At 59.5% G+C, this 24068-nt stretch carries 25 protein-coding genes and 1 tRNA gene; 11 read left to right on the top strand and 15 right to left on the bottom strand.

Translation table 11 applies throughout. From position 1 onward, the window contains the following. Positions 1-2: 2 nt before the first annotated feature. On the bottom strand, positions 3-716 hold the full coding sequence (aat, locus tag ACP7B0_RS05645) for a leucyl/phenylalanyl-tRNA--protein transferase (RefSeq protein ID WP_426139990.1): 714 nt from the start codon (positions 714-716) through the stop codon (positions 3-5). Between the two features lie 431 nt (positions 717-1147). Between aat and ACP7B0_RS05640 the strand changes: the two genes are divergently transcribed. The 6 genes from ACP7B0_RS05640 to cysG all read left to right on the top strand — a co-directional run bounded on the left by ACP7B0_RS05640 (position 1148) and on the right by cysG (position 8753). Further along, positions 1148-3640, top strand: coding sequence for a DNA translocase FtsK (locus ACP7B0_RS05640; RefSeq protein WP_426139989.1), 2493 nt, complete (start codon positions 1148-1150; stop codon positions 3638-3640). Between the two features lie 78 nt (positions 3641-3718). Beyond that, a complete protein-coding gene (gene lolA, locus ACP7B0_RS05635; protein WP_426139988.1) occupies positions 3719-4342 on the top strand; it encodes an outer membrane lipoprotein chaperone LolA in 624 nt (207 codons plus the stop codon). A gap of 19 nt (positions 4343-4361) precedes the next feature. Further along, positions 4362-5684 (top strand): replication-associated recombination protein A, encoded by a 1323-nt coding sequence (locus ACP7B0_RS05630; protein ID WP_426139987.1) that lies wholly within the window; start codon positions 4362-4364, stop codon positions 5682-5684. A 2-nt stretch (positions 5685-5686) separates the two neighbouring features. Next, entirely contained in the window at positions 5687-6061 is a 375-nt protein-coding gene (crcB, locus tag ACP7B0_RS05625; RefSeq protein WP_426139986.1) for a fluoride efflux transporter CrcB, read from the top strand. 16 nt (positions 6062-6077) lie between these two features. Beyond that, complete coding sequence (gene serS / locus ACP7B0_RS05620) at positions 6078-7358, top strand: serine--tRNA ligase (RefSeq protein ID WP_426139985.1); 1281 nt, start codon at positions 6078-6080, stop codon at positions 7356-7358. Then, positions 7359-8753: a siroheme synthase CysG gene (gene cysG / locus ACP7B0_RS05615; RefSeq protein WP_426139984.1), complete on the top strand. Its 1395-nt coding sequence runs from the start codon at positions 7359-7361 to the stop codon at positions 8751-8753. It abuts the gene before it with no gap. Positions 8754-8821: 68 nt separating this feature from the next. Here the strand turns inward: cysG and ACP7B0_RS05610 are convergent, their stop codons facing one another. From ACP7B0_RS05610 to ACP7B0_RS05580, 7 genes are all read right to left on the bottom strand, one after another. Continuing rightward, positions 8822-9829 (bottom strand): glutathione S-transferase family protein, encoded by a 1008-nt coding sequence (locus ACP7B0_RS05610; protein ID WP_426139983.1) that lies wholly within the window; start codon positions 9827-9829, stop codon positions 8822-8824. Positions 9830-9923: 94 nt separating this feature from the next. Further along, entirely contained in the window at positions 9924-10925 is a 1002-nt protein-coding gene (locus ACP7B0_RS05605; protein ID WP_426139981.1) for a glycosyl transferase family protein, read from the bottom strand. Continuing rightward, the gene (locus ACP7B0_RS05600) at positions 10922-11257 is read right to left on the bottom strand and encodes a TusE/DsrC/DsvC family sulfur relay protein (protein WP_426139980.1); all 336 of its coding nucleotides are present in this window, start codon (positions 11255-11257) and stop codon (positions 10922-10924) included. The genes ACP7B0_RS05605 and ACP7B0_RS05600 overlap by 4 nt, the downstream gene beginning before the upstream one ends. After that, positions 11254-11553, bottom strand: coding sequence for a sulfurtransferase complex subunit TusB (gene tusB, locus ACP7B0_RS05595; RefSeq protein WP_426139979.1), 300 nt, complete (start codon positions 11551-11553; stop codon positions 11254-11256). Before tusB ends, ACP7B0_RS05600 begins: the two co-directional genes overlap by 4 nt. Beyond that, complete coding sequence (gene tusC, locus ACP7B0_RS05590; RefSeq protein WP_426139978.1) at positions 11553-11915, bottom strand: sulfurtransferase complex subunit TusC; 363 nt, start codon at positions 11913-11915, stop codon at positions 11553-11555. The genes tusB and tusC overlap by 1 nt, the downstream gene beginning before the upstream one ends. A gap of 1 nt (position 11916) precedes the next feature. Next, positions 11917-12309 carry a sulfurtransferase complex subunit TusD gene (gene tusD / locus ACP7B0_RS05585; protein WP_426139977.1) on the bottom strand — a complete coding sequence of 131 codons (393 nt, stop codon included), beginning with the start codon at positions 12307-12309 and terminating at the stop codon, positions 11917-11919. A 102-nt stretch (positions 12310-12411) separates the two neighbouring features. Continuing rightward, a complete protein-coding gene (locus ACP7B0_RS05580; protein WP_426139976.1) occupies positions 12412-13083 on the bottom strand; it encodes a Bax inhibitor-1/YccA family protein in 672 nt (223 codons plus the stop codon). 122 nt (positions 13084-13205) lie between these two features. On the opposite strand from ACP7B0_RS05580, the gene ACP7B0_RS05575 reads away from it, so the two are divergent. After that, positions 13206-13293 (top strand) — tRNA-Ser (locus tag ACP7B0_RS05575). A gap of 378 nt (positions 13294-13671) precedes the next feature. On the opposite strand, the gene ACP7B0_RS05570 is transcribed toward ACP7B0_RS05575, so the two are convergent. The 6 genes from ACP7B0_RS05570 to ssuE form a co-directional block, all read right to left on the bottom strand. Then, positions 13672-13887 carry a TOBE domain-containing protein gene (locus ACP7B0_RS05570; RefSeq protein WP_426139975.1) on the bottom strand — a complete coding sequence of 72 codons (216 nt, stop codon included), beginning with the start codon at positions 13885-13887 and terminating at the stop codon, positions 13672-13674. A 35-nt stretch (positions 13888-13922) separates the two neighbouring features. After that, positions 13923-14723, bottom strand: coding sequence for an aliphatic sulfonates ABC transporter ATP-binding protein (gene ssuB / locus ACP7B0_RS05565; protein ID WP_426139974.1), 801 nt, complete (start codon positions 14721-14723; stop codon positions 13923-13925). Next, a complete protein-coding gene (ssuC, locus tag ACP7B0_RS05560; protein WP_426139973.1) occupies positions 14720-15514 on the bottom strand; it encodes an aliphatic sulfonate ABC transporter permease SsuC in 795 nt (264 codons plus the stop codon). The genes ssuB and ssuC overlap by 4 nt, the downstream gene beginning before the upstream one ends. Before the next feature lie 89 nt (positions 15515-15603). Beyond that, the gene (gene ssuD, locus ACP7B0_RS05555; RefSeq protein WP_426139972.1) at positions 15604-16752 is read right to left on the bottom strand and encodes an FMNH2-dependent alkanesulfonate monooxygenase; all 1149 of its coding nucleotides are present in this window, start codon (positions 16750-16752) and stop codon (positions 15604-15606) included. A 74-nt stretch (positions 16753-16826) separates the two neighbouring features. After that, a complete protein-coding gene (locus ACP7B0_RS05550; RefSeq protein ID WP_426139971.1) occupies positions 16827-17807 on the bottom strand; it encodes a sulfonate ABC transporter substrate-binding protein in 981 nt (326 codons plus the stop codon). A gap of 89 nt (positions 17808-17896) precedes the next feature. Next, the gene (gene ssuE / locus ACP7B0_RS05545) at positions 17897-18490 is read right to left on the bottom strand and encodes an NADPH-dependent FMN reductase (RefSeq protein ID WP_426139969.1); all 594 of its coding nucleotides are present in this window, start codon (positions 18488-18490) and stop codon (positions 17897-17899) included. Positions 18491-18890: 400 nt separating this feature from the next. Here ssuE and oscA point away from each other — a divergent pair, with 400 nt between their 5' ends. Further along, positions 18891-19073 (top strand): sulfur starvation response protein OscA, encoded by a 183-nt coding sequence (gene oscA / locus ACP7B0_RS05540; protein ID WP_426139968.1) that lies wholly within the window; start codon positions 18891-18893, stop codon positions 19071-19073. A gap of 462 nt (positions 19074-19535) precedes the next feature. Here oscA and ACP7B0_RS05535 read toward each other — a convergent pair whose 3' ends face one another. Next, positions 19536-20780, bottom strand: coding sequence for an acyl-CoA dehydrogenase family protein (locus tag ACP7B0_RS05535; RefSeq protein WP_426139967.1), 1245 nt, complete (start codon positions 20778-20780; stop codon positions 19536-19538). 390 nt (positions 20781-21170) lie between these two features. Here ACP7B0_RS05535 and msuE point away from each other — a divergent pair, with 390 nt between their 5' ends. From msuE to ACP7B0_RS05520, 3 genes are read left to right on the top strand one after another with little or no spacing between them, the layout of a single operon-like run. Next, complete coding sequence (gene msuE, locus ACP7B0_RS05530; protein WP_426139966.1) at positions 21171-21734, top strand: FMN reductase; 564 nt, start codon at positions 21171-21173, stop codon at positions 21732-21734. A 46-nt stretch (positions 21735-21780) separates the two neighbouring features. Further along, the gene (gene sfnG, locus ACP7B0_RS05525; RefSeq protein ID WP_426139964.1) at positions 21781-22881 is read left to right on the top strand and encodes a dimethylsulfone monooxygenase SfnG; all 1101 of its coding nucleotides are present in this window, start codon (positions 21781-21783) and stop codon (positions 22879-22881) included. A 15-nt stretch (positions 22882-22896) separates the two neighbouring features. Beyond that, a complete protein-coding gene (locus ACP7B0_RS05520; RefSeq protein WP_426139963.1) occupies positions 22897-24060 on the top strand; it encodes an AMP-binding protein in 1164 nt (387 codons plus the stop codon). Positions 24061-24068: the final 8 nt, after the last annotated feature.

Genomic DNA, 24068 nt, shown 5'->3' with positions numbered 1-24068 from the left:
CTTTAGTTAGAGTGTATGTCAGCCTGTTGAACTCGCCTAGGCAACCAGTCAGCGTTATTCGGCTGGTCCAGATGTTGGCGAAGATAATCGGCGAACTCCAGGCGGGGGATCGGGCGGGCGCCAAAACTGTGCAGGTGATCAGTGGGCATCTGGCAGTCGATCAGCACAAAGCCCCAGTGGGCCAAACGCTCTACCAGGGTGGCGAAACCCACTTTAGAGGCGTTATCAGCATGGCTGAACATCGACTCCCCGAAGAAAAGCTGCCCCAGCGCCAAACCGTACAAACCTCCGACCAGCTCCCCGTCGCTCCAGACTTCGACGCTGTGCGCATGACCCCGCTTATGGAGTTCCAGATAAGCGGCTTGCATCGTGCCGGTGATCCAGGTGCCGTCGGCGTAGCTGCGCGGTCCTGCGCAGGCGCGTATCACGGCGGCAAAGTCTTGATCGAACGTCACCTGGTAGCGGCCCTGTCGAATGACCTTGCCCAGGCTGCGGGACACGTGCAGCTCTTGAGGGAATAGCACCGTGCGTGGATCCGGTGACCACCACAGAATGGGCTGGCCTTCCTGGAACCAAGGGAAGCAGCCGTGACGATAGGCCTGAATCAGTCGGTCTGCAGACAGATCGCCACCCGCCGCGAGCAGGCCATTGGGCTCCTGCAGGGCTTTTTTCAACGGCGGAAATGCCAGGCTATTGCGCTGCAGCCAGGTCAGCATGGGGTCGACACAGCGTGAGAGGGGAGGGCGGTCAGCATCGTGCTGCAACTCTTGTCGGAATGCGTAGTCATAAGCGGTCGTCCTTTTTGGCGGCGGATCTTCTGTCCGTGTGATGGCCTTTTGGGCGCTAACCTGGCCCGGAATCTTTCAGCCAGAACGTTTTGCGAAGCTGTACAAGGAATATCGCATAAGTCTTTGTCAGCAAAGGCAATGCGTGCTCAAATTGAGCGTTTCTGGCCGGTCTTGAAGATATGCTACACCCAAGCCAGACTAGCGTGGCATCAGCGGCGCAAACCCGTACAATGCCCACGACGTGCGTTGTGCTTCAAGACATTGCCCGTTCAGCGCATTGCCAATGCGTCGTCTACACCCATTTTCAGGATTGACGACCCTTATTTCGTGAATACAGTTCGTTCTACGTTAACCATCAGATGTTCGCGCTCCAGCGCAGGAAAAAAAGCGTTTTGAAGAAATCCACCGCAGCACCCAGCCCCGTTCCGCTTTGGCGGCAGCATTTGCACTACCGACTCAAGGAAGGTGCGCTGATCGCTTTCGGCGCCCTGTGCCTGTATTTGATGATGGCACTGCTGACCTACGACCAGAATGATCCTGGCTGGAGCCATACCAGCAGTTCTGCGCAAGTCCAGAATGCCGCGGGGCGTGCAGGCGCTTTCAGCGCTGACATCCTGTTCATGGTCCTGGGCTACTTTGCCTACATCTTCCCGTTGCTGCTGGCGATCAAGACTTACCAGATCTTCCGTCATCGCCATGAGCCCTGGCAGTGGAGCGGCTGGCTGTTTTCCTGGCGCTTGATCGGTCTGGTTTTCCTGGTGCTTGCCGGTGCAGCGCTGGCGCACATCCACTTCCATTTCGCAGCAGGTTTCCCCGGTTCTGCCGGTGGTGTGCTGGGCGAAATTCTGGGGGACATGGCCAAGAAAGCCCTGAATATCCAGGGCAGTACGTTGTTGTTCATTGCTCTGTTTCTTTGCGGCCTGACGGTGTTTACCGACCTGTCCTGGTTCAAGGTGATGGACGTGACGGGCAAGATCACCCTGGATCTGCTGGAGCTGTTCCAGGGGGCCGCCAGCCGCTGGTGGGCGGCACGCAACGAGCGCAAACAGATGGTCGCGAAACTGCGTGAAGCCGATACCCGGGACTACGACACCGCGCCCATCGCTGCCGATCGTCGTGATCCGGCCAAGGCCAAGGAGCGCCCGGTTGACCGCGAGCCGATCGCCCGCGATCCGGTCAGGCGTGATCCCGTCATGCAAGAGCCGATTGCGCGTGAACAAGTCTTTACCAAGCCTGCGGTCGAGCGCGAAAAGCATGCGGCACCGGTCATCCCTCCGGCACCTGCCAGGGCCCCCGAACCAAGCAAGCGTGTGGAGAAAGAAAAGCAGGCGCCCTTGTTCGTTGACAGCGCCGTGGAAGGCACCTTGCCGCCTATTTCGATTCTCGATCCGGCGGAAAAAAAGCAGCTCAACTACTCGCCAGAGTCTCTGGCCGCTGTCGGCAACCTGCTGGAAATCAAGCTCAAGGAGTTTGGTGTCGAGGTTACGGTGGATTCGATCCATCCCGGCCCGGTCATCACTCGTTACGAAATTCAACCGGCGCCGGGCGTGAAGGTCAGCCGTATTTCCAACCTGGCCAAGGACCTGGCGCGTTCGCTTGCCGTTCTCAGCGTACGGGTTGTGGAAGTCATTCCGGGTAAAACCACGGTCGGCATCGAGATTCCCAACGATGATCGGCAGATTGTGCGGTTCTCGGAGGTGTTGTCGACCCCTGAATACGACGATGCCAAATCACCCGTTACCTTGGCCCTGGGACATGACATTGGCGGCAAGCCGGTTATTACCGATCTGGCGAAAATGCCGCACTTGCTGGTCGCGGGTACAACCGGCTCCGGTAAGTCCGTGGGCGTTAACGCGATGATTCTCTCGATCCTGTTCAAGTCCGGCCCGGAAGACGCCAAATTGATCATGATCGACCCCAAAATGCTTGAGCTGTCGATCTACGAAGGCATTCCGCATCTGCTCTGCCCGGTCGTCACCGACATGAAGGACGCTGCCAACGCCTTGCGCTGGAGCGTCGCCGAGATGGAGCGTCGCTACAAGCTGATGGCGAAGATGGGCGTGCGTAACCTGTCGGGGTTCAACCAGAAAGTCAGGGAAGCGCAGGAAGCCGGCACTCCCTTGGTCGATCCACTGTACAAGCGCGAAAGCATTCACGACGAAGCGCCGCTGTTGACCAAGTTACCGACCATCGTGGTGGTTGTGGACGAGTTTGCCGACATGATGATGATTGTCGGCAAGAAGGTTGAAGAGCTGATCGCACGTATTGCCCAAAAGGCTCGTGCCGCCGGTATTCACCTGATCCTCGCGACCCAGCGGCCTTCGGTGGACGTGATCACCGGCTTGATCAAGGCCAACATTCCGACGCGGATGGCGTTTCAGGTGTCGAGCAAGATTGACTCCAGAACCATCATCGACCAAGGCGGCGCCGAGCAACTGTTGGGTCACGGCGACATGCTCTACATGCCGCCGGGCACCAGTCTGCCGATCCGGGTCCATGGTGCCTTTGTTTCCGACGATGAGGTCCATCGCGTCGTCGAAGCATGGAAACTGCGCGGTACGCCGGACTACAACGAAGATATTCTGGCTGGCGTCGAAGAACCCGGCAGCGGGTTTGATGGCGGCAGCGGCGAAGGTTCCGATGACAGCGAAAGCGATGCCCTTTACGACGAAGCGGTCAAGTTCGTGCTGGAAAGCCGTCGCGCCTCGATCTCTGCGGTCCAGCGCAAGCTGAAGATCGGTTACAACCGGGCGGCGCGTATGATCGAAGCCATGGAAATGGCTGGCGTCGTGACGTCCATGAACACCAATGGCTCCCGTGAAGTCATCGCGCCAGCCCCGATGCGCGACTGACAGCGAGACTGTCGAACACCTGTCCGCTGACGCATTGGATGCGTCGGCGGAATTTCACCGAACTCAATGAGGATTCCCATGCGTCTTATCCGCATGTTGTTGGTAACTGCACTGACCTTTTCCGCTATCCCGGCCCATGCCGACAGCAAGGACGTCGCGCGTCTGACCCAGTTGCTGGAAAAATCGCAAACCCTCACGGCGCGCTTTTCCCAGTTGACCCTGGACGGTAGCGGTACTCAATTGCAGGAAACAACGGGCGAAATGGCCTTGCAGCGTCCCGGCCTGTTCAATTGGCACACCGATGCGCCTCAGGAACAGCTGATGGTTTCTGACGGCAAGAAGGTTTCCCTGTGGGACCCGGATCTTGAGCAAGTCACCATCAAGACGCTGGATCAGCGTCTGACTCAAACGCCTGCACTGCTGTTGTCCGGTGATGTGTCGAAAATCAGCGAAAGCTTTGATATCTCTGCCAAGGAAGCGGGCGGCGTCATCGACTTCGTGTTGAAGCCCAAGACCAAGGACACGCTGTTCGATAGCCTGCGCCTGTCGTTTCGCAATGGCATCATCAACGACATGCAGTTGATCGACAGCGTGGGCCAGCGCACCAATATCCTGTTCACCGGCGTGAAGGCTAACGAGCCGATTGCCGCGAGCAAGTTCCAGTTCCAGATTCCTAAAGGCGCGGATGTCATTCAGGAATAAGAGGTTTTAAACGGCGCCCATGGACCTGTTTCGAAGCGATCCGATAGCTCAACCGCTGGCCGCACGGCTGCGTGCGACCAACCTGGACGAATATGTCGGTCAGGAGCATTTGCTTGCCCACGGCAAGCCGCTGCGTGAAGCATTGGAGCAAGGCGCGCTGCACTCAATGATCTTCTGGGGGCCGCCGGGCGTTGGCAAAACCACGTTGGCGAGGCTATTGGCCAAGGTTTCCGATGCGCATTTCGAAACCGTCTCGGCGGTGCTGGCGGGCGTAAAAGAGATTCGCCAGGCCGTTGAGGTCGCCAAACAGCAGGCCGGGCAGTACGGTCGGCGCACCATCCTGTTTGTCGATGAAGTGCATCGTTTCAACAAGTCCCAGCAGGATGCATTTCTACCTTATGTGGAAGATGGCACGCTGATCTTCATTGGCGCCACCACTGAAAACCCGTCCTTCGAACTCAATAACGCCCTGTTGTCCCGCGCCCGGGTCTATGTGCTCAAAAGCCTCGACGAGGCTGCGCTGCGCAAGCTGGTACAGCGTGCGCTCACCGAGGAGCGAGGGCTGGGTCAGCATGGGTTGAGCCTGAGCGACGAAGGCTTTGCGATGCTGATGGCGGCGGCCGATGGTGACGGTCGGCGCATGCTCAATCTGTTGGAGAACGCGTCCGATCTGGCTGAGGACGGGTCGGAAATCGGCCTTGATTTGCTGCAAAGCTTGCTGGGTGACAGCCGTCGCCGCTTCGACAAAGGCGGGGAAGCGTTCTATGACCAGATTTCAGCGCTGCACAAGTCCATTCGCGGTTCCAATCCCGATGCGGCGCTGTACTGGTTCGCCCGCATGATCGATGGCGGCTGCGATCCGCTGTATCTGGCGCGTCGGGTTGTGCGTATGGCCAGCGAAGACATTGGCAATGCCGACCCGCGGGCGCTGCCCCTGTGCATGTCCGCCTGGGACGTGCAGGAGCGTCTGGGAAGCCCGGAAGGTGAACTGGCGGTCGCGCAGGCCATTGTCTATCTGGCCTGCGCCCCGAAAAGCAACGCGGTGTACATGGCATTCAAGGCGGCGATGCGCGAAGCGACCGAGCATGGCTCTCTTGAAGTTCCGCTGCACTTGCGCAACGCACCCACCAAACTCATGAAGCAGCTGGGTTACGGCGAAGAATACCGTTATGCCCATGATGAGCCTGACGCCTACGCGGCTGGCGAAGATTACTTTCCGCAAGAGCTGGAGCCACGCCAGTATTACCAGCCAGTGCCGCGCGGTCTGGAGCTCAAGATCGGGGAAAAACTGCGGCACCTGGCTGCGCTGGACGCCGCAAGCCCTCTGCAGCGGAGAAAGTAGTTGTGATTAGAACGATTCTTGCGGTGTCGGTTGCCGGTATCGCTGGTACATTATTGCGCTTCGCTGCTGGCACTTGGGTCAGCGCGAACTGGCCGCGTCATTTTTATACGGCGACGCTGGCGGTGAACATCGTCGGTTGCCTGATCATTGGTGTGCTTTACGGGCTGTTTCTCTTGCGCCCGGAAGTACCGATCGAGATTCGCGCCGGCCTGATTGTCGGCTTTGTAGGGGGTCTTACGACCTTTTCATCCTTTTCACTGGATACGGTGCGCCTGCTGGAAAGCGGGCAAATGCCCCTGGCCCTTGGCTATGCAGGCATCAGCGTGTTCGGCGGGCTAATCGCGACGTGGGTTGGCCTGTCCCTGACCAGACTTTGATAGACGAGAGAACGATATGCTCGATTCCAAACTGTTACGTACTCAACTTCAGGACGTAGCGGATCGCCTGGCTTCCCGTGGCTTTACACTGGATGTAGCCCGCATTGAATCGCTGGAAACCCAGCGCAAGACGGTACAGACCCGCACTGAGCAATTGCAGGCCGAGCGTAACGCCCGTTCCAAATCCATCGGTCAGGCCAAGCAGCGCGGCGAAGACATCGCGCCCTTGATGGCTGATGTCGAGCGCATGGCCCAGGAACTGAGCAGCGGCAAAGTGGAACTGGACGCGATTCAGGCTGAGCTGGACGCCATGCTGCTGAGCATGCCGAACCTGCCCCACGAATCCGTGCCGGTGGGCAAGGATGAAGACGACAACGTCGAAGTCCGTACCTGGGGCACCCCGACGGCGTTTGATTTCGCCGTTCAGGATCATGTGGCGTTGGGCGAGAAATTCGGCTGGCTCGATTTTGAAACCGCCGCCAAGCTGTCCGGCGCTCGTTTTGCACTGCTGCGCGGCCCTATTGCGCGTCTGCATCGGGCGCTGGCGCAGTTCATGATCAATCTGCACGTTCATGAGCATGGTTACGAAGAAGCCTATACGCCGTATCTGGTTCAGGCACCCGCGCTGCAGGGCACGGGTCAGTTGCCGAAGTTCGAAGAAGATTTGTTCAAGATCACTCGCGAAGGCGAGGCGGATCTTTATCTTATCCCCACGGCGGAAGTGTCGCTTACCAATATCGTCGCCGGCGAGATCCTCGACGCCAAACAGCTGCCGATGAAGTTCGTTGCGCATACGCCATGCTTTCGCAGTGAGGCGGGCGCTTCGGGACGTGACACGCGGGGCATGATTCGTCAGCACCAGTTCGACAAGGTCGAGATGGTCCAGATCGTTGCGCCGGATCAGTCCCAGGCGGCTCTTGAGTCGTTGACGGGCAATGCCGAGCGCGTACTGCAACTGCTCGAGCTGCCTTATCGCGTACTGGCCTTGTGCACCGGTGACATGGGCTTCAGTGCAGTGAAGACCTACGATCTGGAAGTCTGGATTCCGAGCCAGGACAAGTTCCGCGAAATCTCTTCGTGCTCCAACTGCGGTGACTTCCAGGCGCGCCGCATGCAGGCACGCTGGCGCAACCCGGAAACCGGCAAGCCGGAACTGGTTCATACCCTGAACGGTTCGGGTCTGGCTGTGGGTCGCACGCTGGTCGCTGTGTTGGAGAACTACCAGCAGGCCGATGGTTCGATTCGCGTGCCAGAGGTCCTCAAGCCTTACATGGGCGGTATCGAGGTCATCGGTTAAATGGAGTTTTTGCCGCTGTTCCATAACCTGCGTGGCAGCCATGTGCTGGTCGTGGGCGGTGGCGAGATTGCATTGCGCAAATCCCGCCTGATTGCCGATGCGGGTGCGTTGTTGCGAGTGGTCGCGCCCGAAATCGAGCCGCAGCTGTTGGAATTGGTTGAGCGCAGTGGCGGTCAGTCGATTCTGCGAGGCTATTGCGAGAGCGATCTCGACGGTTGTGTGCTGATCATTGCGGCCACCGATGACGAGCCGCTTAACGCTCAGGTTTCCCAGGATGCCAAGCGTCGGTGCGTGCCGGTCAACGTCGTCGATGCGCCTGCGCTGTGCAGCGTGATTTTTCCGGCCATCGTTGACCGGTCGCCGTTGGTCATCGCAGTCTCCAGTGGCGGTGATGCACCCGTACTGGCGCGGCTGATTCGCGCCAAGCTGGAAACCTGGATTCCGTCGACTTACGGCCAGTTGGCCGGTCTGGCGGCGCGTTTTCGCAGTCAGGTGAAGAATCTTTACCCGGATGTCACGCAGCGTCGTGCTTTCTGGGAAGAGGTCTTCCAAGGACCCATTGCCGACCGGCAACTGGCCGGGCAGGGCGCCGAGGCTGAAAAACTGCTGGTGGCCAAAGTTGCCGGTGAGCCCCCCCACGCACCGGGCGAGGTCTATCTGGTGGGCGCTGGGCCGGGTGATCCGGATTTGCTGACGTTTCGTGCCCTGCGCCTCATGCAGCAGGCCGATGTGGTGCTTTATGACCGACTGGTGGCGCCTGCGATTCTCGATCTTTGCCGTCGCGATGCCGAACGGGTCTACGTCGGCAAACAGCGCGCCGATCACGCGCTGCCTCAGGATCAGATCAACAGGAAGTTGGTGGATCTGGCGAAACAAGGCAAACGGGTATTGCGGTTGAAGGGCGGCGATCCGTTCATCTTCGGCCGTGGCGGCGAGGAGATTGAAGAGTTGGCCGCGCATGGCATTCCGTTTCAGGTTGTGCCGGGTATCACCGCCGCCAGCGGCTGTGCCGCTTACGCGGGTATTCCGTTGACGCATCGGGATCATGCGCAATCGGTGCGTTTCGTGACCGGTCACCTCAAAGACGGCACCACGGATCTGCCCTGGACTGACCTTGTGTCTCCCGGCCAGACGTTGGTGCTGTATATGGGGTTGATTGGCCTGCCGGTGATCTGTGAGGAATTGATCAAGCATGGCCGCTCCGCCGACACCCCGGCTGCCCTGATCCAGCAAGGCACCACGGTTAACCAGCGGGTATTTACCGGTACGTTGGCCAATCTGCCACAACTGGTGGCCGAGCATGACGTTCATGCCCCGACACTGGTGATTGTGGGCGAGGTGGTCAAGCTGCGGGAAAAACTGGCCTGGTTCGAGGGCGCTCAGGCTACCGTCTGATCGTTCGGTTCTGAAACGCTGGACCGCTTGAAGCCGCTGATACGCGCTCTCAAGCGGTCCGGCGTTTTTTATTGCCCGGTTTTATGCCAGATACCACGCCCGACCCGATGTTCCCTTTCATGGGGTGCGCTCAGATCCTGCTGAGGGCCCTTGGGTACAATGGCGGTCGGATTGATCGTGTTGTGACTGGCGTAATAGTGGTGTTTGATGTGTTCGAAATTGACCGTTTCGGCCACACCTGGCCACTGATACAACTCAAGCAACCAACCGCTCAGATTCGGGTAATCCGCGATGCGGCGCAGGTTGCATTTGAAATGACCGTGATACACCGGGTCGAACCGCACGATGGTGGTGAACAAACGGATATCGGCCTCGGTCAGGTATTCGCCTGTCAGATAACGCCTTTCGCCCAGCAGCGTTTCAATGGCGTCCAGCTCAGCGAACACGTCGTCGAACGCTTCTTCATAAGCGCCTTGGGACGTTGCAAAGCCCGCACGGTAAACACCATTGTTTACAGCCGGATAGATCCGCTCGTTCAGCTCATCGATCGGCAACTGCAAAGCGTCCGGGTACAGATCCAGACGATTGCCCGTCAGTTCGTCAAACGCTGAGTTGAACATGCGGATGATTTCGGCCGACTCATTGCTGACGATACGTTGCAGTTTTTTGTCCCACAGCAGGGGTACCGTAACGCGCCCGGTGTAGTCCGCGTTGTCGGCCAGATAACGCTGGTACAGAAATCGGTGGTGGTCGAGGGGATCACCGCTGGAGCCTGTTTCGGCGTCGAAGGTCCAGCCGTTTTCGCGCATCAGCCAACTGACCACCGAAACGTCGATCAGGCTTTCCAGCCCTTTGAGCTTGCGGTAGATCAGCGTGCGATGGGCCCAAGGGCACGCCAGCGAAACATAGAGGTGATACCGGCCGGCCTCAGCCTTGAAGCCGCCTTCGCCAGTGGGGCCGGGGCTGCCGTCCGCGGTGATCCAGTTACGGCGTTGTGCCTGCTCACGCTGAAACGCCCCGTCTTTACTGCTTTCGTACCACTGGTCGTGCCAGCGTCCCTCTACGAGAAGGCCCATATCTGACTCCAAAGTTGGCAATGACATGCTTTGGAGGCCAGTCTAAGCAGAATCGTTCGAACAAAAAGCGCAAAGGGTGGGGTGTAACGATCAGTTAAATCGATGTATTGCGATTTTCCCAAAAATATTCCGCACGCTCGAACGCTTTTCCCCGTGGTAGACCGAGTCCGCGCAAGGCCAGCGCGATGGTGGAAATCAGTGCCAGTTGCGGGTAGCTGTCCTGCAGTTCACCTTTCCACAAGGCAACGAGTTGCTGAGGATCAAGGGATGCGGGTTTCACATGGCGGCGGTCCGAGAGCGCAGGCCATTCCTCGTCCCAGGGCTGTCCATTCGTGGTTCCGTAAAGATGGCTGATGGTGTCGGGATTGATTTCAACCTCGCCGCCGTCCCCTTTGACGACGATGGCGTGATCGCCCAGCAAGCCACTGGCGTCGCGATGGACACTTTGGTAGCCCGGGTGAAAAATACTCTGCAAGCCGCAACGTGCCCCTAAGGGATTGAGGATTCGTGCGAGGGAGTGAATCGGCGAGCGCAAACCGAGGGTGTTGCGCAAGTCGATCATGCGCTGCAACTGGGGCGCCCAATCACCCAGCGGGATAAATGCCAGATTCTGCTGTTCCAGCGCGCGTTCCACCGCCTGCCAGTTACGAGCCAAGGGGATGCCAAGCAGGTCCAGCAGCTGTTCGCTGTATAGGCGCCCCGACGTATGCGCGCCACCGCCATGCATCAGCACCTTGATACCGTTTTGAGACAGGCATTTCGCCGCCAGCAGGTACCACGGCAGATGACGCTTTTTGCCGGCGTATGTTGGCCAGTCGATGTCTACTTGAATCGGCGGTGCATTCAAGCGTTCGCGCACGGCCTCGGTGAAACCCGCGAGCTCTTCTGCGCTTTCTTCCTTGTGGCGCAGCAACATCAGAAAAGCACCGAGTTGGGTGTCTTCGACTTTCTCGTCGAGCACCATGCCCATGGCCTCGCGCGCTTCTTCGCGAGTCATGTTCCGTGCGCCGCGTTTGCCCTTGCCAAGAATGCGGACGAAGGGCGCGAACGGATGCTCGGCCGGGGTCTGGAGCGTAAGCGGGGCGTACTCAGTCATATGCAATTGGTCGGCTTTGGCAGGCCCGCCAGCTTGGCGGCGAGTTTGGCAGGAGTGCCGTTGAACAGTCGATTGAGGTGCATGCTGTTGCCTTTATCGGGTCCCAGCTTCAACGCGGTGTACTTAATGAGCGGGCGTGTGGCGGGGGATAACTGGAATTCGCCATAGAACGCTCGCAGGGTTTGCAGGATTTCGACATGCTCAGGCGTCAGTTCGATGCCTTCTTCCATGGATAAGGCATGGGCGACTGCTAACGACCAGTCATTCAGGTCGGCGAGAAATCCGTCCTTGTCCAAGGTAATGGCACGTCCTTCAACCGTTAACTGCTTCATAGCCACGTATTGACCCTGTCGAACCGGATCGAAAGCTCGACGAACCCGGCATAGTCCACGCGCCTGACCCAGTCCGGAAGGGTGATAGCACGCGCGCTCACATCTTCTTCAAGGGCGTACAGCTCGAAAGTGTTGATGTGGGCTTCCAGGGCCGAGCGCGGCGGGGTTGCCTGGGTTAGCGCGTAAGTGGCGTCGCCGCACAACAGTAGCGCATCCTGGCTACCCAACAGGCGTAGACAGCTCGTCAGACGGGTGTCGGCAAAGGGGGAGTGAGATAACACGTGTAGAGTCGCCATCAGATAGTGATCACATGGTCGTAGCGGTCGATGAGGTCCGAGATATCCTGCTCTTGGGGGAGCTGCTGAATCGCAATGTTCAGGTTTCCCGGAAACATGCCTCGCTCGGCAAGGCTTTTACCGCAGGCAAAAACCTCTTCAATGCCGAACATCTCCAACGCCTTGAGGTTCGCCGTGAGATCCTTCTGTTGAAGAGATGCCGCGCGTTGGTCCTGGCGCAGTTGGAGAACCCCGTCATCCAGGAACAGCAGTCCAATGGGCAGGTCGTAGGCGCCGCCTGCCAGTACGATGTCCAGCGCTTCACGTGCACTTAGCCCGGACCAAGGGGCCTGTCGACTGATCACTAACAGTGACTTGCTCATTTCAAGGCCCTCCGAAGCAGATAAGTCGGTCTGCTGACTGTGCGGCGTCATGCAACTGACCCAGCCCGGAAAGCTCCCAAGGGGCCGAGAGGTTGGCGGCCGGACGTTGATAGCGCTGCGCTTCCTCTGCATTCAACACGCCCCGGCGCAACGCGGCTGCAATGCACACCACTCCATCCAACTGGTGCGTATCGACAAAATCCCGCCATTGCGCGGCGATGTCCTGTTCGTCCTGAGGTGCGACGACATTGGCTGATGCGCTATTAACCCCATCCTGGTAAAAAAACAGCCGCACGATTTCATGCCCGCCCGCGAGTACCGCCTGGGCAAACAGCAGTGCCCGGCGAGAAGAGGGCGCGTGCGCGGGGGAAAAGAGGGCAATGGCGAACTTCATGGGATGCTCGATCAGAGAAACTCCGGCAATGATAAAGAATTCACCCGCACTAGACAGCAAAAAGCCCGCAATGCGGGCTTTTTGTTGACGCTTGGTGTGCTATCAGTCGTCGCTGCTCATGATGCCGAAGATTTGCAGGAGGCTGATGAACAGGTTGTAGATCGATACATACAGGCTGATGGTCGCCATGATGTAGTTACGCTCGCCACCGTGGATGATCGCGCTGGTCTGGAACAGAATGCAGACCGAGGAGAACAGCACGAAGCCTGCGCTGATTGCCAGTTGCAGCCCGCTGACCTGGAAGAAGAAGCTCGCCAGCGTGGCGCCCAGCAGAACAAAGAAGCCAGCGGTGATGAAGCCACCCAGGAAGCTCATGTCCTTGCGGGTAATCAGCACGTAGGCCGACAAGCCACCAAACACCAGCGCCGTCATCGCGAAGGCTGAGCTGACAACTTCAGCGCCGCCGGCCATGCCCAGGTAACGATTGAGGATTGGGCCGAGCAGGAACCCCATGAAGCCGGTCAGAGCGAAGGTCGAAACCAGGCCCCATGCCGAATCGCGAAGCTTGGCGGTGAGGAAGAACAAGCCGTAAAAGCCGATCAGCACCACAAAAATGTTGGGATAGCCCACACGCATCTGCTGGGCGACGAACGCCATCACGCCACTGAATGCAAGGGTAAGCGCCAGAAGGCCGTATGTATTGCGCAGGACACGGCTAACCTCTAGCTGCTCGGCCTGCACGCCGTTATTAACTGCGTAATCCTGTTCGCGCATGGCGAAACTCCTAGTGGTAGAAATGTTGAGTTGCAAAGATCATAACAGAGAGTCTGCGAACGGCCACCCGGAGAGTTTGACAGCGTGTTTCATTCGGGTATTATGGCGCCCGCAATGCAAGTGGAGGTATGGCCGAGTGGTTTAAGGCAGCAGTCTTGAAAACTGCCGACTGTAACAGGTCCTAGAGTTCGAATCTCTATGCCTCCGCCATATTAGATACGCTAAAGCCCTGAGATTTCAGGGCTTTTTCGTTTGTGGGGTTTGGTGGTTTTCCCGGCGGAAATCAGGACTTTTTCCGCATCTCCTGGATGTGTTTCCGTCACTCTGGGTAAAAAAGGTTTCATCAGGTGGGACTCACGATCTCCCCCACACGACAGTAAACCGTCTCCCTAAGCGGCTAGTCGCCGTACTTCCAGCAGCCGTCTAGGGTCCCCAACCTCGTCGATTCCGTTTGCCGTGCCTTTGGCCAGCTCATTATCTCGATCCGCCCTTGCTTGTTCAGCAGCTTGCAGTCACACCAAGAACGGAAAGCTGAGTTGTCTGAAAGGCTGTCAGGTCGGAGCCATTCCGACCTGACAGGGTGACCGCTCACAATTTGGCGATCGACACCTCTGTGGATTTGACGAACGCGATCACTTCACTGCCAACACCGAGTTCCAGCTCTTTTACCGAGCGGGTGGTGATCACCGAGGTCACGATGCCTGAGGCGGTCTGAACGTCGATTTCCGAGAGTACTTCGCCCAGGACGATCTCCTTGATGGTGCCCTTGAACTGGTTGCGTACGTTGATGGCTTTAATGGTCATGGTGTAACCCCCTGCTTTTGAGATGTTGAGTCGGTTTAAAGTGCCCAGCGCAGTTGCGTGGGCAAGGGTGAAACGGGTTCTGGTTCTGGCGGCGACCCCGGCAGGGACAGGACGCGGTTGAGCACGTGTTCCTCGTAGGCTGCCAGTCGGACGGACGCGCGCTGACGTGGGCGGGGCAGGTCGATGGTGATATCCAGGCCGACCTGGCCGTCCTCAATGAGGATGACCCGGTCAGCAATGGCTACCGCTTCACTGACATCGTGGGTAACCAACAGCACGGTGAAACCATGCTGTTGCCACAGGCGTTCGATCAGTTGCTGCATTTCGATACGGGTCAGTGCATCCAGTGCGCCGAGCGGTTCGTCGAGCAGGAGCAGGCGCGGTTGGTGGATCAGCGCGCGGGCCAGGGCCACACGCTGTTTCTGTCCGCCAGACAAGGCAGCGGGCCATTCGTTGGCGCGATCGGCCAGTCCGACGGCTTCCAGTGACTGCTGCGCCCGGGGCCTCCAGTCGCCGGAAAGTCCTAAACCCACGTTGTCGATTACCCGCTTCCAAGGTAGCAAGCGGGCGTCCTGGAACATCAGACGGATATCGTCACGGGCCGCGCTGAGTGGGCCATTTCCGGCCTGCAGTTCGCCGGAGCCTGGTTTATCCAGGCCCGCCAGCAGGCGCAGCAACGTGCTTTTGCCGCAGCCACTGCGCCCGACCACGGCGACAAATTGCCCGGCCGGGATATGCAGGTTGATATCGCGAAGAACCTCGCGCTCCCCGAAGGATTTGCGAATGCTTTTGACAGCCAGCGGTATGCCCTGGCGAATAGTCTGAAGAGCGGTCATTGCGCGCCTGCCTTGGCCTGATAGGCCGGATGCCAACGTAGCCACACACGCTCCAGACCAAGGGCGGCCAGATCAGCCAGCTTGCCGAGCACGGCGTATAGCAGGATCGCCAGTACCACCACGTCGGTTTGCAGAAACTCTCGGGCGTTCATTGCCAGGTAGCCGATGCCGGCGCTGGCTGAAATGGTTTCCGCGACGATCAAGGTCAACCACATGAAACCAAGGGCAAAGCGTACGCCGACCAGGATCGACGGCAGTGCGCCAGGCAGGATCACCTGCCAGAACAGGCCGAATCCCGACAGGCCATAGCTGCGCGCCATCTCTACCAGTGCAGGGTCGACGTTACGGATGCCGTGGTAGGTGTTGAGGTAGATCGGGAACAGCGTGCCGAGGGCGACCAGGAAAATCTTCGCGCTCTCGTCGATACCGAACCACAGGATCACCAGCGGGATAAGCGCCAGATGCGGCACGTTGCGGATCATCTGTAAGGAGCTGTCGAGGAAACGCTCGCCCCATTTCGACAGGCCAGTGATAAAGCCCAGCAGCAGGCCCAGGCCGCCACCGATGGCAAAGCCTATACCGGCGCGCCAGCCACTGATGGCCAGGTGAGTCCAGAGCTCGCCGCTTTCCAGCAGTGCCCAGCCCGCTTCGATCACCGCGCTGGGTGCCGGCAAAATCCGCGTGGACAGCAGGCCGCTGACCACTGCCAGTTGCCAGGCCGTCAGCAGCGCGACCGGCAAAGCCCAGGGGGCCAGACGCAGCGCCAGGTTATTCAGGTGTGTGTTGCGCATTCCAAAACCTCGTCAGTCTCTGTGCCGGAACGGGCGGCGCCCGCGAGTTATCTGTGTTTCGTGGGCACGGCCCGCGGCTACGCCAGCGCTCAACTGGCCGAAGCGGCCTTGGGCAGAATGTCGCTGGAGATCATCTCCCCGAACGGGCTGACGTAGCTGCGGCTCTCCGGGCGCTCCGGCTGAGCAACGTCCAGGTGCGGGAACAGCAACTCGGCGACGCGGTAGGATTCTTCCAGGTGCGGGTAGCCTGAGAAGACGAAGGTGTCGATGCCCAAGTCCGCGTATTCCTTGACCCGTGCGGCCACGGTCGGACCGTCACCGACCAACGCGGTACCGGCACCGCCACGCACCAGGCCGACGCCGGCCCAGAGATTGGGGCTGACCTCCAGGTTGTCCCTGCTGCCGCCATGCAGGGCGGCCATACGCTGTTGGCCCACCGAGTCGAAGCGCGCCAGGGAAGCCTGTGCACGGGCGATGGTGTCGTCGTCGACATGGCTAATCAGCTTGTCAGCGGCGGCCCAGGCTTCGGCGTTGGTGTCGCGCACGATAACGTGCAGGCGGATACCGAAGCGCACTTCACGGCCTTGGGCGGCGGCTTTTTCCCGCACCTGAGCGATTTTCTCGGCCACTGCTGCCGGCGGTTCGCCCCAGGTCAGGTACAGCTCGACCTGCTCGGCGGCGAGGTCCTGCGCAGCCTCGGAGGAACCGCCAAAATATAGCGGTGGACGGGGTTGCTGTATGGGGGGGTAGAGCAGTTTGGCGCCTTTGACTTGAATGTGTTTGCCGTCGTAGTCGACCACTTCGCCTTCCAGCACACGTCGCCAGATGCGGGTGAATTCCACCGAGGCCTCGTAGCGTTCGGCGTGGGACAGGTTAAGGCCATCGCCAGCCAACTCGTCCGGGTCACCGCCGGTGACCAGGTTGAACAGCGCCCGGCCGTTGGACAGCCGATCCAGGGTCGCTGCCTGACGGGCGGCTACGGTCGGCGAGATGATGCCGGGCCGTAAGGCAACCAGGAATTTCAGTCGCTGGGTGACGGGAATCAAGGATGCTGCCACCAGCCAGGAGTCCTCGCAGGACCGACCGGTGGGAATCAGCACGCCGCCATAACCAAGCCGATCGGCTGCCTGAGCAATTTGTTGCAGGTAACCGTAATCGACAGCACGCGCGCCTTCGGCGGTGCCCAGGTACTTGCCGTCGCCATGGGTGGGCAGGAACCAGAAAATATTCAAGCTCATGGAGTGGTCTCCTCTTACGAAATAGGGCGCAGCCAAGAGGACATTCGGGCTGCGGTGTGGCCAAGTGGCGAGCGTTATTGAGCTTTGGCGACTTTGGTCGAGGGCGACTGGGTTGGTGGCGTCCAGATCACGTCCTTGACCACCAGCCGCCTGGGGATCAGCTTCAGGTCGGTAAAGGTGTCCGCGATCTTCTGCTGCGCCTGCACCACTTCCGGGGTCATCAGCTGCGCGCCGTAGCTCTGGCGCTCTACTGCAACACGGGTGATCTCTGCCGACAGGCCGAGCAGCGGGGCGACCTGGGCGGTGGTTTCGGCACGGTTGTGTTTGGTCCATTGACCCGTGGCGCGTATTTCCTCAATCAGGATTTCAACCACTTCCGGGTGTTTCTCGGCGTAGGGTTTGGTCGCCAGGTAAAACTGGTGGTTGCTCACCAGACCTTGGCCATCACGGAGGGTGCGAGCTTGCAGCTGATTTTCGGCAGCGGCCTGGAAGGGGTCCCAGATCACCCAGGCGTCAACGCTGCCACGCTCGAAAGCGGCACGAGCATCGGCGGGTGGCAGGTACACCGGTTGAATGTCGCTGTATTTCAGGCCGGCATCTTCCAGGGCGCGCACGAGCAGGTAGTGCACATTGGAGCCTTTGTTCAGGGCGATTTTCTTGCCCTTGAGATCGGCGACTGATTTCAGTGGCGAGTCTTTGGGCACCAGAATGGCTTCGCTGGTCGGCGCGGGTGGCTCATGGGCGACATACAGCAAATCCGCGCCGGCGGCCTGGGCAAATACGGGCGGGGTTTCGCCGGTCGTGCCGAAGTCCACGGAGCCGACGTTCAGTCCTTCCAGCAACTGCGGGCCGCCGGGGAACTCTGTCCATTTGACGTCGATGCCCTTGTCGGCCAGGCGTTTTTCCAGCGTGCCCTTGGCTTTGAGCAGCACCAGGGTTCCGTATTTCTGATAGCCGATTCGCAGCTCTTCGGCCTGAGCCTGGGTGATGGCGCCAAAAGCGCTGGCCGCGACAAGCAGTGCGACCAGACTCCGACGCAAAGTAACAGGGCGCATGGCGCTCTCCTTTGCAATGGGGTTATTGGGTTGCGACCTGCTTGCCCGTTAGCGGGCGAGTAAGGTGGGGTGCAGTGTGTAGCGGTGTGTCAGATACTCCACCGGGCGTTGATCAGGCGATCATTCAACACCCCCGGTTCAATCGGGGCTGGCCGGCGGGCCAGGGCCTGCTGGAACTGTTGCAATGCATCATCCAGGCGCTGCTTCAGTGCCGGTGCCAGTTGCGCCGGAGCGCCGTTTTCGCCGTAGGCAATCTGGCTGTCGTCCGCAAAGATTGCGTGCAGCATTTCCTGTGCTTTCAGTGCCGCCAGTACCGGCTTGAGTGCGTAGTCGATCGCAAGCATATGGGCGCTGCTGCCACCGGTAGCCAAGGGCAAAACCACCTTGTGCTCCAGGGCGCGTTCGGGCAGTACGTCGAGCAGGGTCTTCAGCGCACCGGAAAACGATGCCTTGTACACCGGGGTGGCGATGATCACGCCGTCAGCCCGCCCCACTTGTTCAATCAGTTGCTGTATAGCGGGACTGCTGAAATCGGCAAACAGTAGCTCTTCGGCCTTGAAATCACGCACTTGATAGCTGATCACTTCAACGCCACGCGATTGCAACCAGTGCTTCGCGCTGTCGAGCAGAATAGTGCTACGTGATTTCAGACTCGGGCTGCCGCCCAGGGATACAACTAGCATGTGGGCTCCTTAAGGGTTAAGTCCCTGCGTGACGCTCACTATGCTCAGGTCCGGACTGATTTAAAAGGAATAAATAATGATTTGCTTAGCACTAAAAAGAATATTAGGGGCAATAGGAACGCTTGGTCCCCGCAACCGAGGCTGTTGGCCATAGGAGTGGACCCGGCCCACGAAACCCTACTGGTGCCCGCGCAAGCTGATCGGAATCGGAGAGATCCGTTGCCCAATGGTTGCCCCCTCGCAGGTTGTCGTGCAAACAGTGTGCATATTTCTAAAAAGAATATAAATGTTCTTAAATATTCTTTTTAAGAATATTTGATGCTCTCTATTATCGACGCCATGCCCACTGACTGCGCACAATTTCCGCCAGTCGCAGGGAGTTATTTCAAGGAGCACTACCATGACCGCTACCCTCCGTCATTTTGAAGGTCAGGACGACGCCAGCATACTGCGCGAGATCCAGGCCGCGCTGCGCGGGCTGAAGTTCGGCTCGGTGGAAATCACCGTGCACAACGGTCAGGTCGTACAGATCGAGCGCAAGGAAAAATTCCGCTTGCAGGCCCCGTCAGGCAAGAACGCCTGATCCGTTATGCCGTTACCAAGCTTCAATATCCCGACCGGGCCACCGGAGGGTGTGAGCATGAATCGAGCAAAAACAGTGAGTGCGCAGCGGTGTTGCAGCTGTCAGCCGAGAATGCGGTGTTGACCTCCAGCCCGTAAAAGAGAACTCCGCAAGCATTCGCGTACTTTACGTACCGCACTTCCTCCTTGCGCGGACTCGCGTCAGTTGCGGTCGATCGCCGTAGAAGGCCGGGTCAACGTGCCCTACGCCCGATCCGTGAGACGCACAGTGATCCTCCAATGCTGCCTTCCGCGAGCCCCGCGACCTCAGGGCAATGCAGCCTTTACCATCCTGCATCCCCGGTGGTTCCCGCAATCCAATGTCTGCGCGTTGGCGACGACGCCGAGCTGTCGCTAGCGCTGAGTCCTGAAGTCGGCGCAGCAGGGCCGATTTGTCCCTGCCGCTCACCAACTTTCCCGTCGTTTACGCTTGCTTTGATCCGCCGCCAATCTGCCAGACATAGGGCGGTTCGGTGCCGTTGATTTCCCAGTCGCCGATGATGCGTTCTTTATAGATCAGCGGGTTGTGGGAGGCGGCGGTGCGAGCATTGCGCCAGTGGCGGTCGAGGGCTTTGCTGGTGCTGGTGGCCGAGGCGCTGAGGGCGTTGAACAGGTCGCTGGTGGCACGCAGTACCAGGTCGGAGATCACCACCTGGGCCTGGGCGGATTGCAGTTCGGCAGCGATGTTGGCACCGCGTTCATCTTCGGCGCTGTGACCGAAGTGGCTTTCGTAAGCCAGCTGCGAAGCAGCGGCAGCGCTCAGGGCCGTGGCTTCGGCGGCGTAGACCTGGGCCGAGGCCCTGCCGACCACCTGCTGCACCTGAGCATCCTGACTGGCCTGGCTGGCGTTGCCCGTGCTGAAGATGCGCGTGCGTTTGCGTACTTCCTCGGCAATGTCGCGCACTGCGGCACGTCCAGCGCCGACCAGTACGGCCAAAAGCACCAATTGATAGAAAGCGGTCTGGTATTTGAAACGGGTGGAGAAGTCGAGCAGGTTCTCGTCCTCGACCACGGCGTTGACGAACACCGAAGTGCCGCTGCCAGTGGTGCGCTGACCAAAACCATCCCAATCGTCGCTTTGCTGAATGCCCGGCTGATCCACGCGCACCGCAGCAATCACGTCGCTGCCATTGTCATCGCGCTGGGCATAGAGGTCAATCCAGTCGGCGAAGATGCTGCCGGTGCTGTAGTACTTGGTGCCATTGACCACCCACTGGTCACCCTGGCGCGAGACGCGGGTGCCGACCTGACCAATCTTGATGCTGCCGACTTCGGTCCAGGCATTGCCTACCAGCTCACCGTCGACAAAACGTTTGAACCAGATGTCCTGCGCAGCACTGACGTGGGCGTTTAGACGGTCTTCGACAAACGCAAAGTGGCCGCGCAAGGCCTGGGGCACGTTGGAGTCGGCTTCGGCCAGCTCGATCAGCAATTGCAGCAGTTGGGGCAGGGACGCGCCGGAGCCACCGTATTGCACGGGTACGCGTACTGCGCCAAAACCGGCTTCCTTCAACCATTTAACCGGTTCAAATGGCAGGCGACGGGTTTGTTCGCGTTCCAACGCACCGGCGGCGATGCGCGCAAAGATCGGTCGAAAGCGCTCGGCCAAGGCTGGGTAGTCAGTGCCGGTGGCGAGTGTGTGCGGCAGGTGCTGTTGCTGGGCGGTCATGGTGGTGCTCCTTCTGTTAGCAATAGAACGAGCAGACCGTGTGGCCTGCTGGTTACGGCTGTCAGTGCACAGGTCATGCCTGGCAGTACACGCCTCGCTAAATCAGGGCTGCAGCGTTTTTAACGATCTTTGGGATTGTCGCCGGGCGGGCAGCTTGTTGAAGCGCTGACTGCTCAGCAACAGCGCTTTGCTGCGTTCCAGCGCTCGCCATCAAGGAGCAGGTGTTGATGACGCAACACTTGATCAACAGCCTGTCTGCCGATGGACACTGTGTTATCACGTTTAATATTAATAACTCTTTGATTTATATATAAATATAGGTATGGCACGGTTGCTGCTCTAGTTCTTGTACAGATGCCACAGTGGCCTCTGCGGCGATGAGGACTGGCAATGAGCAAGAAACTGAAAGTGGTCGCAGTGTCCGGGAGCGTGCAGCAACCATCACGCACCTTGGTGCTGCTCAAGGCACTGGTTGCTGGCCTGGCCCAGCAGTTGCCCATTGAGTTGCATTTGATTGAGTTGTCCGCAGTCGGCCCGCAGTTTGCGGGTGTGCTGCGCCGTGAAGACTTGCCCGCCGCTGTGCAGGCTGATCTACAGGCGATTGAGACGGCTGACCTGTTGATTGCCGCCAGTCCCGTGTATCGCGCCTCGTACACTGGCCTGTTCAAGCACCTGTTCGACTTCGTCCATCACGATGCCCTGAAAAACGTGCCGGTATTGCTGGCCGCCACTGGTGGCTCGGACCGTCATGCTCTGGTCATCGATCACCAGTTGCGTCCGCTGTTCGGTTTCTTCCAGGCCCTTAGCCTGCCGATTGGCGTATACGCCGCCGAAGCTGACTTCGCCCACTACCAGATTGCCAACCCGCAGTTGCTCGAACGCATCGAGCGGGCGGTGGAGGCGGCGGTGCTGAGCGTCAACCCGCATGTTCAGCCCACAGCCAGCGCTGCCTGACATCCCGGATCAACCCCAATTTCAATGACTGAGTGGAGTGCATGCAATGAGTCAAGACAACATCAAATTTGCCTACTGGGTGCCTAACGTCAGCGGCGGCCTGGTGGTCAGCAAGATCGAACAGCGCACCAGCTGGGACATCGACTACAACCGCAAGCTGGCACAGATCGCTGAAAAAGCCGGCTTCGAATATGCCTTGTCGCAGATCCGCTTTACCGCCGGTTACGGTGCCGAAAACCAGCATGAGTCGGTCACCATCAGCCATGCGCTGCTGGCCGCCACGGAGAAGCTCAAGGTCATCGCAGCCATCCTGCCAGGGCCATGGAGCCCGGTGCTGGCGGCCAAGCAACTGGCGACCATTGACCAGTTCACCAATGGCCGTATTGCCGTGAACATCGTCTCGGGCTGGTTCAAGGGCGAGTTCCGCGCCATTGGCGAGCCATGGCTGGATCACGATGAGCGTTATCGTCGCTCGGAAGAATTTATCCAGGCGTTGAAAGGTATCTGGACCCAGGACAACTTCAGCTTTCACGGCGATTTCTACCGCTTCCATGACTACACCCTCAAGCCCAAGCCACTGCAGCAGCCGCACCCGGAGATCTTCCAGGGTGGCAGCTCGCGCGCGGCACGGGACATGGCGTCTCGGGTTTCCGATTGGTACTTCACCAATGGCAACACGGTGGAAGGCATCAAGGCCCAGGTCGACGACATCCGTGCCAAGGCGGCCCTCAATGGCCACTCGGTAAAAATCGGCGTCAATGCGTTCGTCATCGCCCGTGACACCGAGGCCGAAGCCCGTGCGGTGCTGGACGAGATTATCGCCAAGGCCGACCCTGAGGCCGTTAACGGTTTCGGCAGCGAAGTGAAGAACGCCGGTGCTTCCAGCCCTGAGGGCGAAGGCAACTGGGCCAAGTCCTCGTTCGAAGACCTGGTGCAGTACAACGATGGCTTCAAGACCAACCTGATCGGTACGCCGCAGCAGATTGCCGAACGCATCGTCGCGCTCAAGGCAGTAGGTGTAGACCTGGTACTGGGTGGCTTCCTGCACTTCCAGGAAGAAGTGGAGTTCTTCGGCCGCAAGGTACTGCCACTGGTGCGTGAACTGGAACAGCAGAACGTCGCGGCCAAGGCTCCGGCGCTGGCGTAAAGGGCAGGCACGGACATGCTGACACTCACCGATAACCCGCACGATGCGCCCGTTACGCTGCCGCTGTGGTTGCAACGGCAGGCACGCATGCAAGCGTCCAGCATCGCCCTGCGCCACAAGCGTCTTGGTGTCTGGCAAGTACGCACCTGGAGCCAGTTGGCCGATGAGGTCCAAAGCCTGGCAGCGGCGTTGCAGGCGCATGGCTTTGCTGCGGACACGACGCTGGTGATTGTCAGTCGCCCCCGTCCGGAGGCCTTGATGGCCGCTCTGGCGGCGCAGTGGCTGGGCGGCGTGGCCGCGTTGTTTGATCCGCTGGATACGGCCGCTGAGCAGGTGCAATTGCTGCGCGAACTACGCAGCGAATTTGTCTTCGCCGAGGGGCATGAGGAGATTCAGCGCCTGCGTGCCAGCGGCGTGGCCAGCAAATTGCTGATGTATGCCGATGGTCGTGGGCTGGCGGGTTTGACCCCGCTTGACAACGCCTTCGAGTTTGCGCGGCTGGTGCAGCACGGCGGTGATCGAATGGCCAGGCCGCAGGCGCGGCCGGAGCGTACGGCATTTGCCTTCTACCGTTTGGGCACTGGCCAGTGCAGCGAGCAGCAGCGGATCAGCCATGCCGAGTTGCTCCAGGAAGGCCAGCAGTTAGTGCACAGCGAGCAGCTTGGACAGCAGGAAGAAGCCCTGGCCACGCGTGCGTTTGCCGCCGGTGGTCAGGCCCGTTACCTGCTGGCACCGTGGCTGATTGCCGGTTTTCGCCTGAATTTTCCCGAGAACCTGGCGACCCGCGATCAGGACCGGCGTGAGCTGGGCCCGACCTTGGTGGTCGGCACCCGGGAGACCTATGGGCGATTGCATGCCCAGGTGCTGGCGCGTTTACCGGAGTCGGGCAGTTGGCGTCGACGTCTGGTGGATTGGGCGCTGGAGGCACAGCCCGGAGTATTGCAACGCCACCTCGGCTACTGGCTGATTCGCCGGCCGCTACGCGACGTCCTCGGTTTTTCCCGCACCCGCACGCCGTTGTTGGTCGGCGAGGCACTGGCGCCGCAAACCCAGGCATTTTTTCAGGCATTGGCCATTGAGGTTCGCACCTGGCCGGACCCGGCGCAGTGGTACAGCCCGCCGCCCTGGTCCGCGCCGCAGGCCAATGGCTGGATCGACGGCGGCTCGCAACTGGCCTGACAGGACAT

It is taken from the genome of Pseudomonas sp. DWP3-1-2 (assembly GCF_049896285.1).
Taxonomy (GTDB): Bacteria; Pseudomonadota; Gammaproteobacteria; order Pseudomonadales; family Pseudomonadaceae; genus Aquipseudomonas.
The sequence above is the reverse complement of the archived record's forward strand: the minus strand, read 5'-3'. Positions and strand labels throughout refer to the sequence as shown.

Coding starts and splice junctions, on each gene's coding strand:
- ssuB (WP_426139974.1), bottom strand. CDS start 14,723: ATGACCGCTCTTCAGACTATTCGCCAGGGCATACCGCTGGCTGTCAAA.
- ACP7B0_RS05570 (WP_426139975.1), bottom strand. CDS start 13,887: ATGACCATTAAAGCCATCAACGTACGCAACCAGTTCAAGGGCACCATC.
- oscA (WP_426139968.1), top strand. CDS start 18,891: ATGACCGCTACCCTCCGTCATTTTGAAGGTCAGGACGACGCCAGCATA.
- ACP7B0_RS05640 (WP_426139989.1), top strand. CDS start 1,148: ATGTTCGCGCTCCAGCGCAGGAAAAAAAGCGTTTTGAAGAAATCCACC.
- ssuE (WP_426139969.1), bottom strand. CDS start 18,490: ATGCTAGTTGTATCCCTGGGCGGCAGCCCGAGTCTGAAATCACGTAGC.
- ACP7B0_RS05550 (WP_426139971.1), bottom strand. CDS start 17,807: ATGCGCCCTGTTACTTTGCGTCGGAGTCTGGTCGCACTGCTTGTCGCG.
- tusC (WP_426139978.1), bottom strand. CDS start 11,915: ATGAGCAAGTCACTGTTAGTGATCAGTCGACAGGCCCCTTGGTCCGGG.
- ssuC (WP_426139973.1), bottom strand. CDS start 15,514: ATGCGCAACACACACCTGAATAACCTGGCGCTGCGTCTGGCCCCCTGG.
- msuE (WP_426139966.1), top strand. CDS start 21,171: ATGAGCAAGAAACTGAAAGTGGTCGCAGTGTCCGGGAGCGTGCAGCAA.
- tusD (WP_426139977.1), bottom strand. CDS start 12,309: ATGAAGTTCGCCATTGCCCTCTTTTCCCCCGCGCACGCGCCCTCTTCT.
- aat (WP_426139990.1), bottom strand. CDS start 716: ATGCTGACCTGGCTGCAGCGCAATAGCCTGGCATTTCCGCCGTTGAAA.
- ssuD (WP_426139972.1), bottom strand. CDS start 16,752: ATGAGCTTGAATATTTTCTGGTTCCTGCCCACCCATGGCGACGGCAAG.
- cysG (WP_426139984.1), top strand. CDS start 7,359: ATGGAGTTTTTGCCGCTGTTCCATAACCTGCGTGGCAGCCATGTGCTG.
- ACP7B0_RS05600 (WP_426139980.1), bottom strand. CDS start 11,257: ATGAAGCAGTTAACGGTTGAAGGACGTGCCATTACCTTGGACAAGGAC.
- ACP7B0_RS05580 (WP_426139976.1), bottom strand. CDS start 13,083: ATGCGCGAACAGGATTACGCAGTTAATAACGGCGTGCAGGCCGAGCAG.
- sfnG (WP_426139964.1), top strand. CDS start 21,781: ATGAGTCAAGACAACATCAAATTTGCCTACTGGGTGCCTAACGTCAGC.
- serS (WP_426139985.1), top strand. CDS start 6,078: ATGCTCGATTCCAAACTGTTACGTACTCAACTTCAGGACGTAGCGGAT.
- ACP7B0_RS05630 (WP_426139987.1), top strand. CDS start 4,362: ATGGACCTGTTTCGAAGCGATCCGATAGCTCAACCGCTGGCCGCACGG.
- tusB (WP_426139979.1), bottom strand. CDS start 11,553: ATGGCGACTCTACACGTGTTATCTCACTCCCCCTTTGCCGACACCCGT.
- ACP7B0_RS05535 (WP_426139967.1), bottom strand. CDS start 20,780: ATGACCGCCCAGCAACAGCACCTGCCGCACACACTCGCCACCGGCACT.
- ACP7B0_RS05605 (WP_426139981.1), bottom strand. CDS start 10,925: ATGACTGAGTACGCCCCGCTTACGCTCCAGACCCCGGCCGAGCATCCG.
- lolA (WP_426139988.1), top strand. CDS start 3,719: ATGCGTCTTATCCGCATGTTGTTGGTAACTGCACTGACCTTTTCCGCT.
- ACP7B0_RS05520 (WP_426139963.1), top strand. CDS start 22,897: ATGCTGACACTCACCGATAACCCGCACGATGCGCCCGTTACGCTGCCG.
- ACP7B0_RS05610 (WP_426139983.1), bottom strand. CDS start 9,829: ATGGGCCTTCTCGTAGAGGGACGCTGGCACGACCAGTGGTACGAAAGC.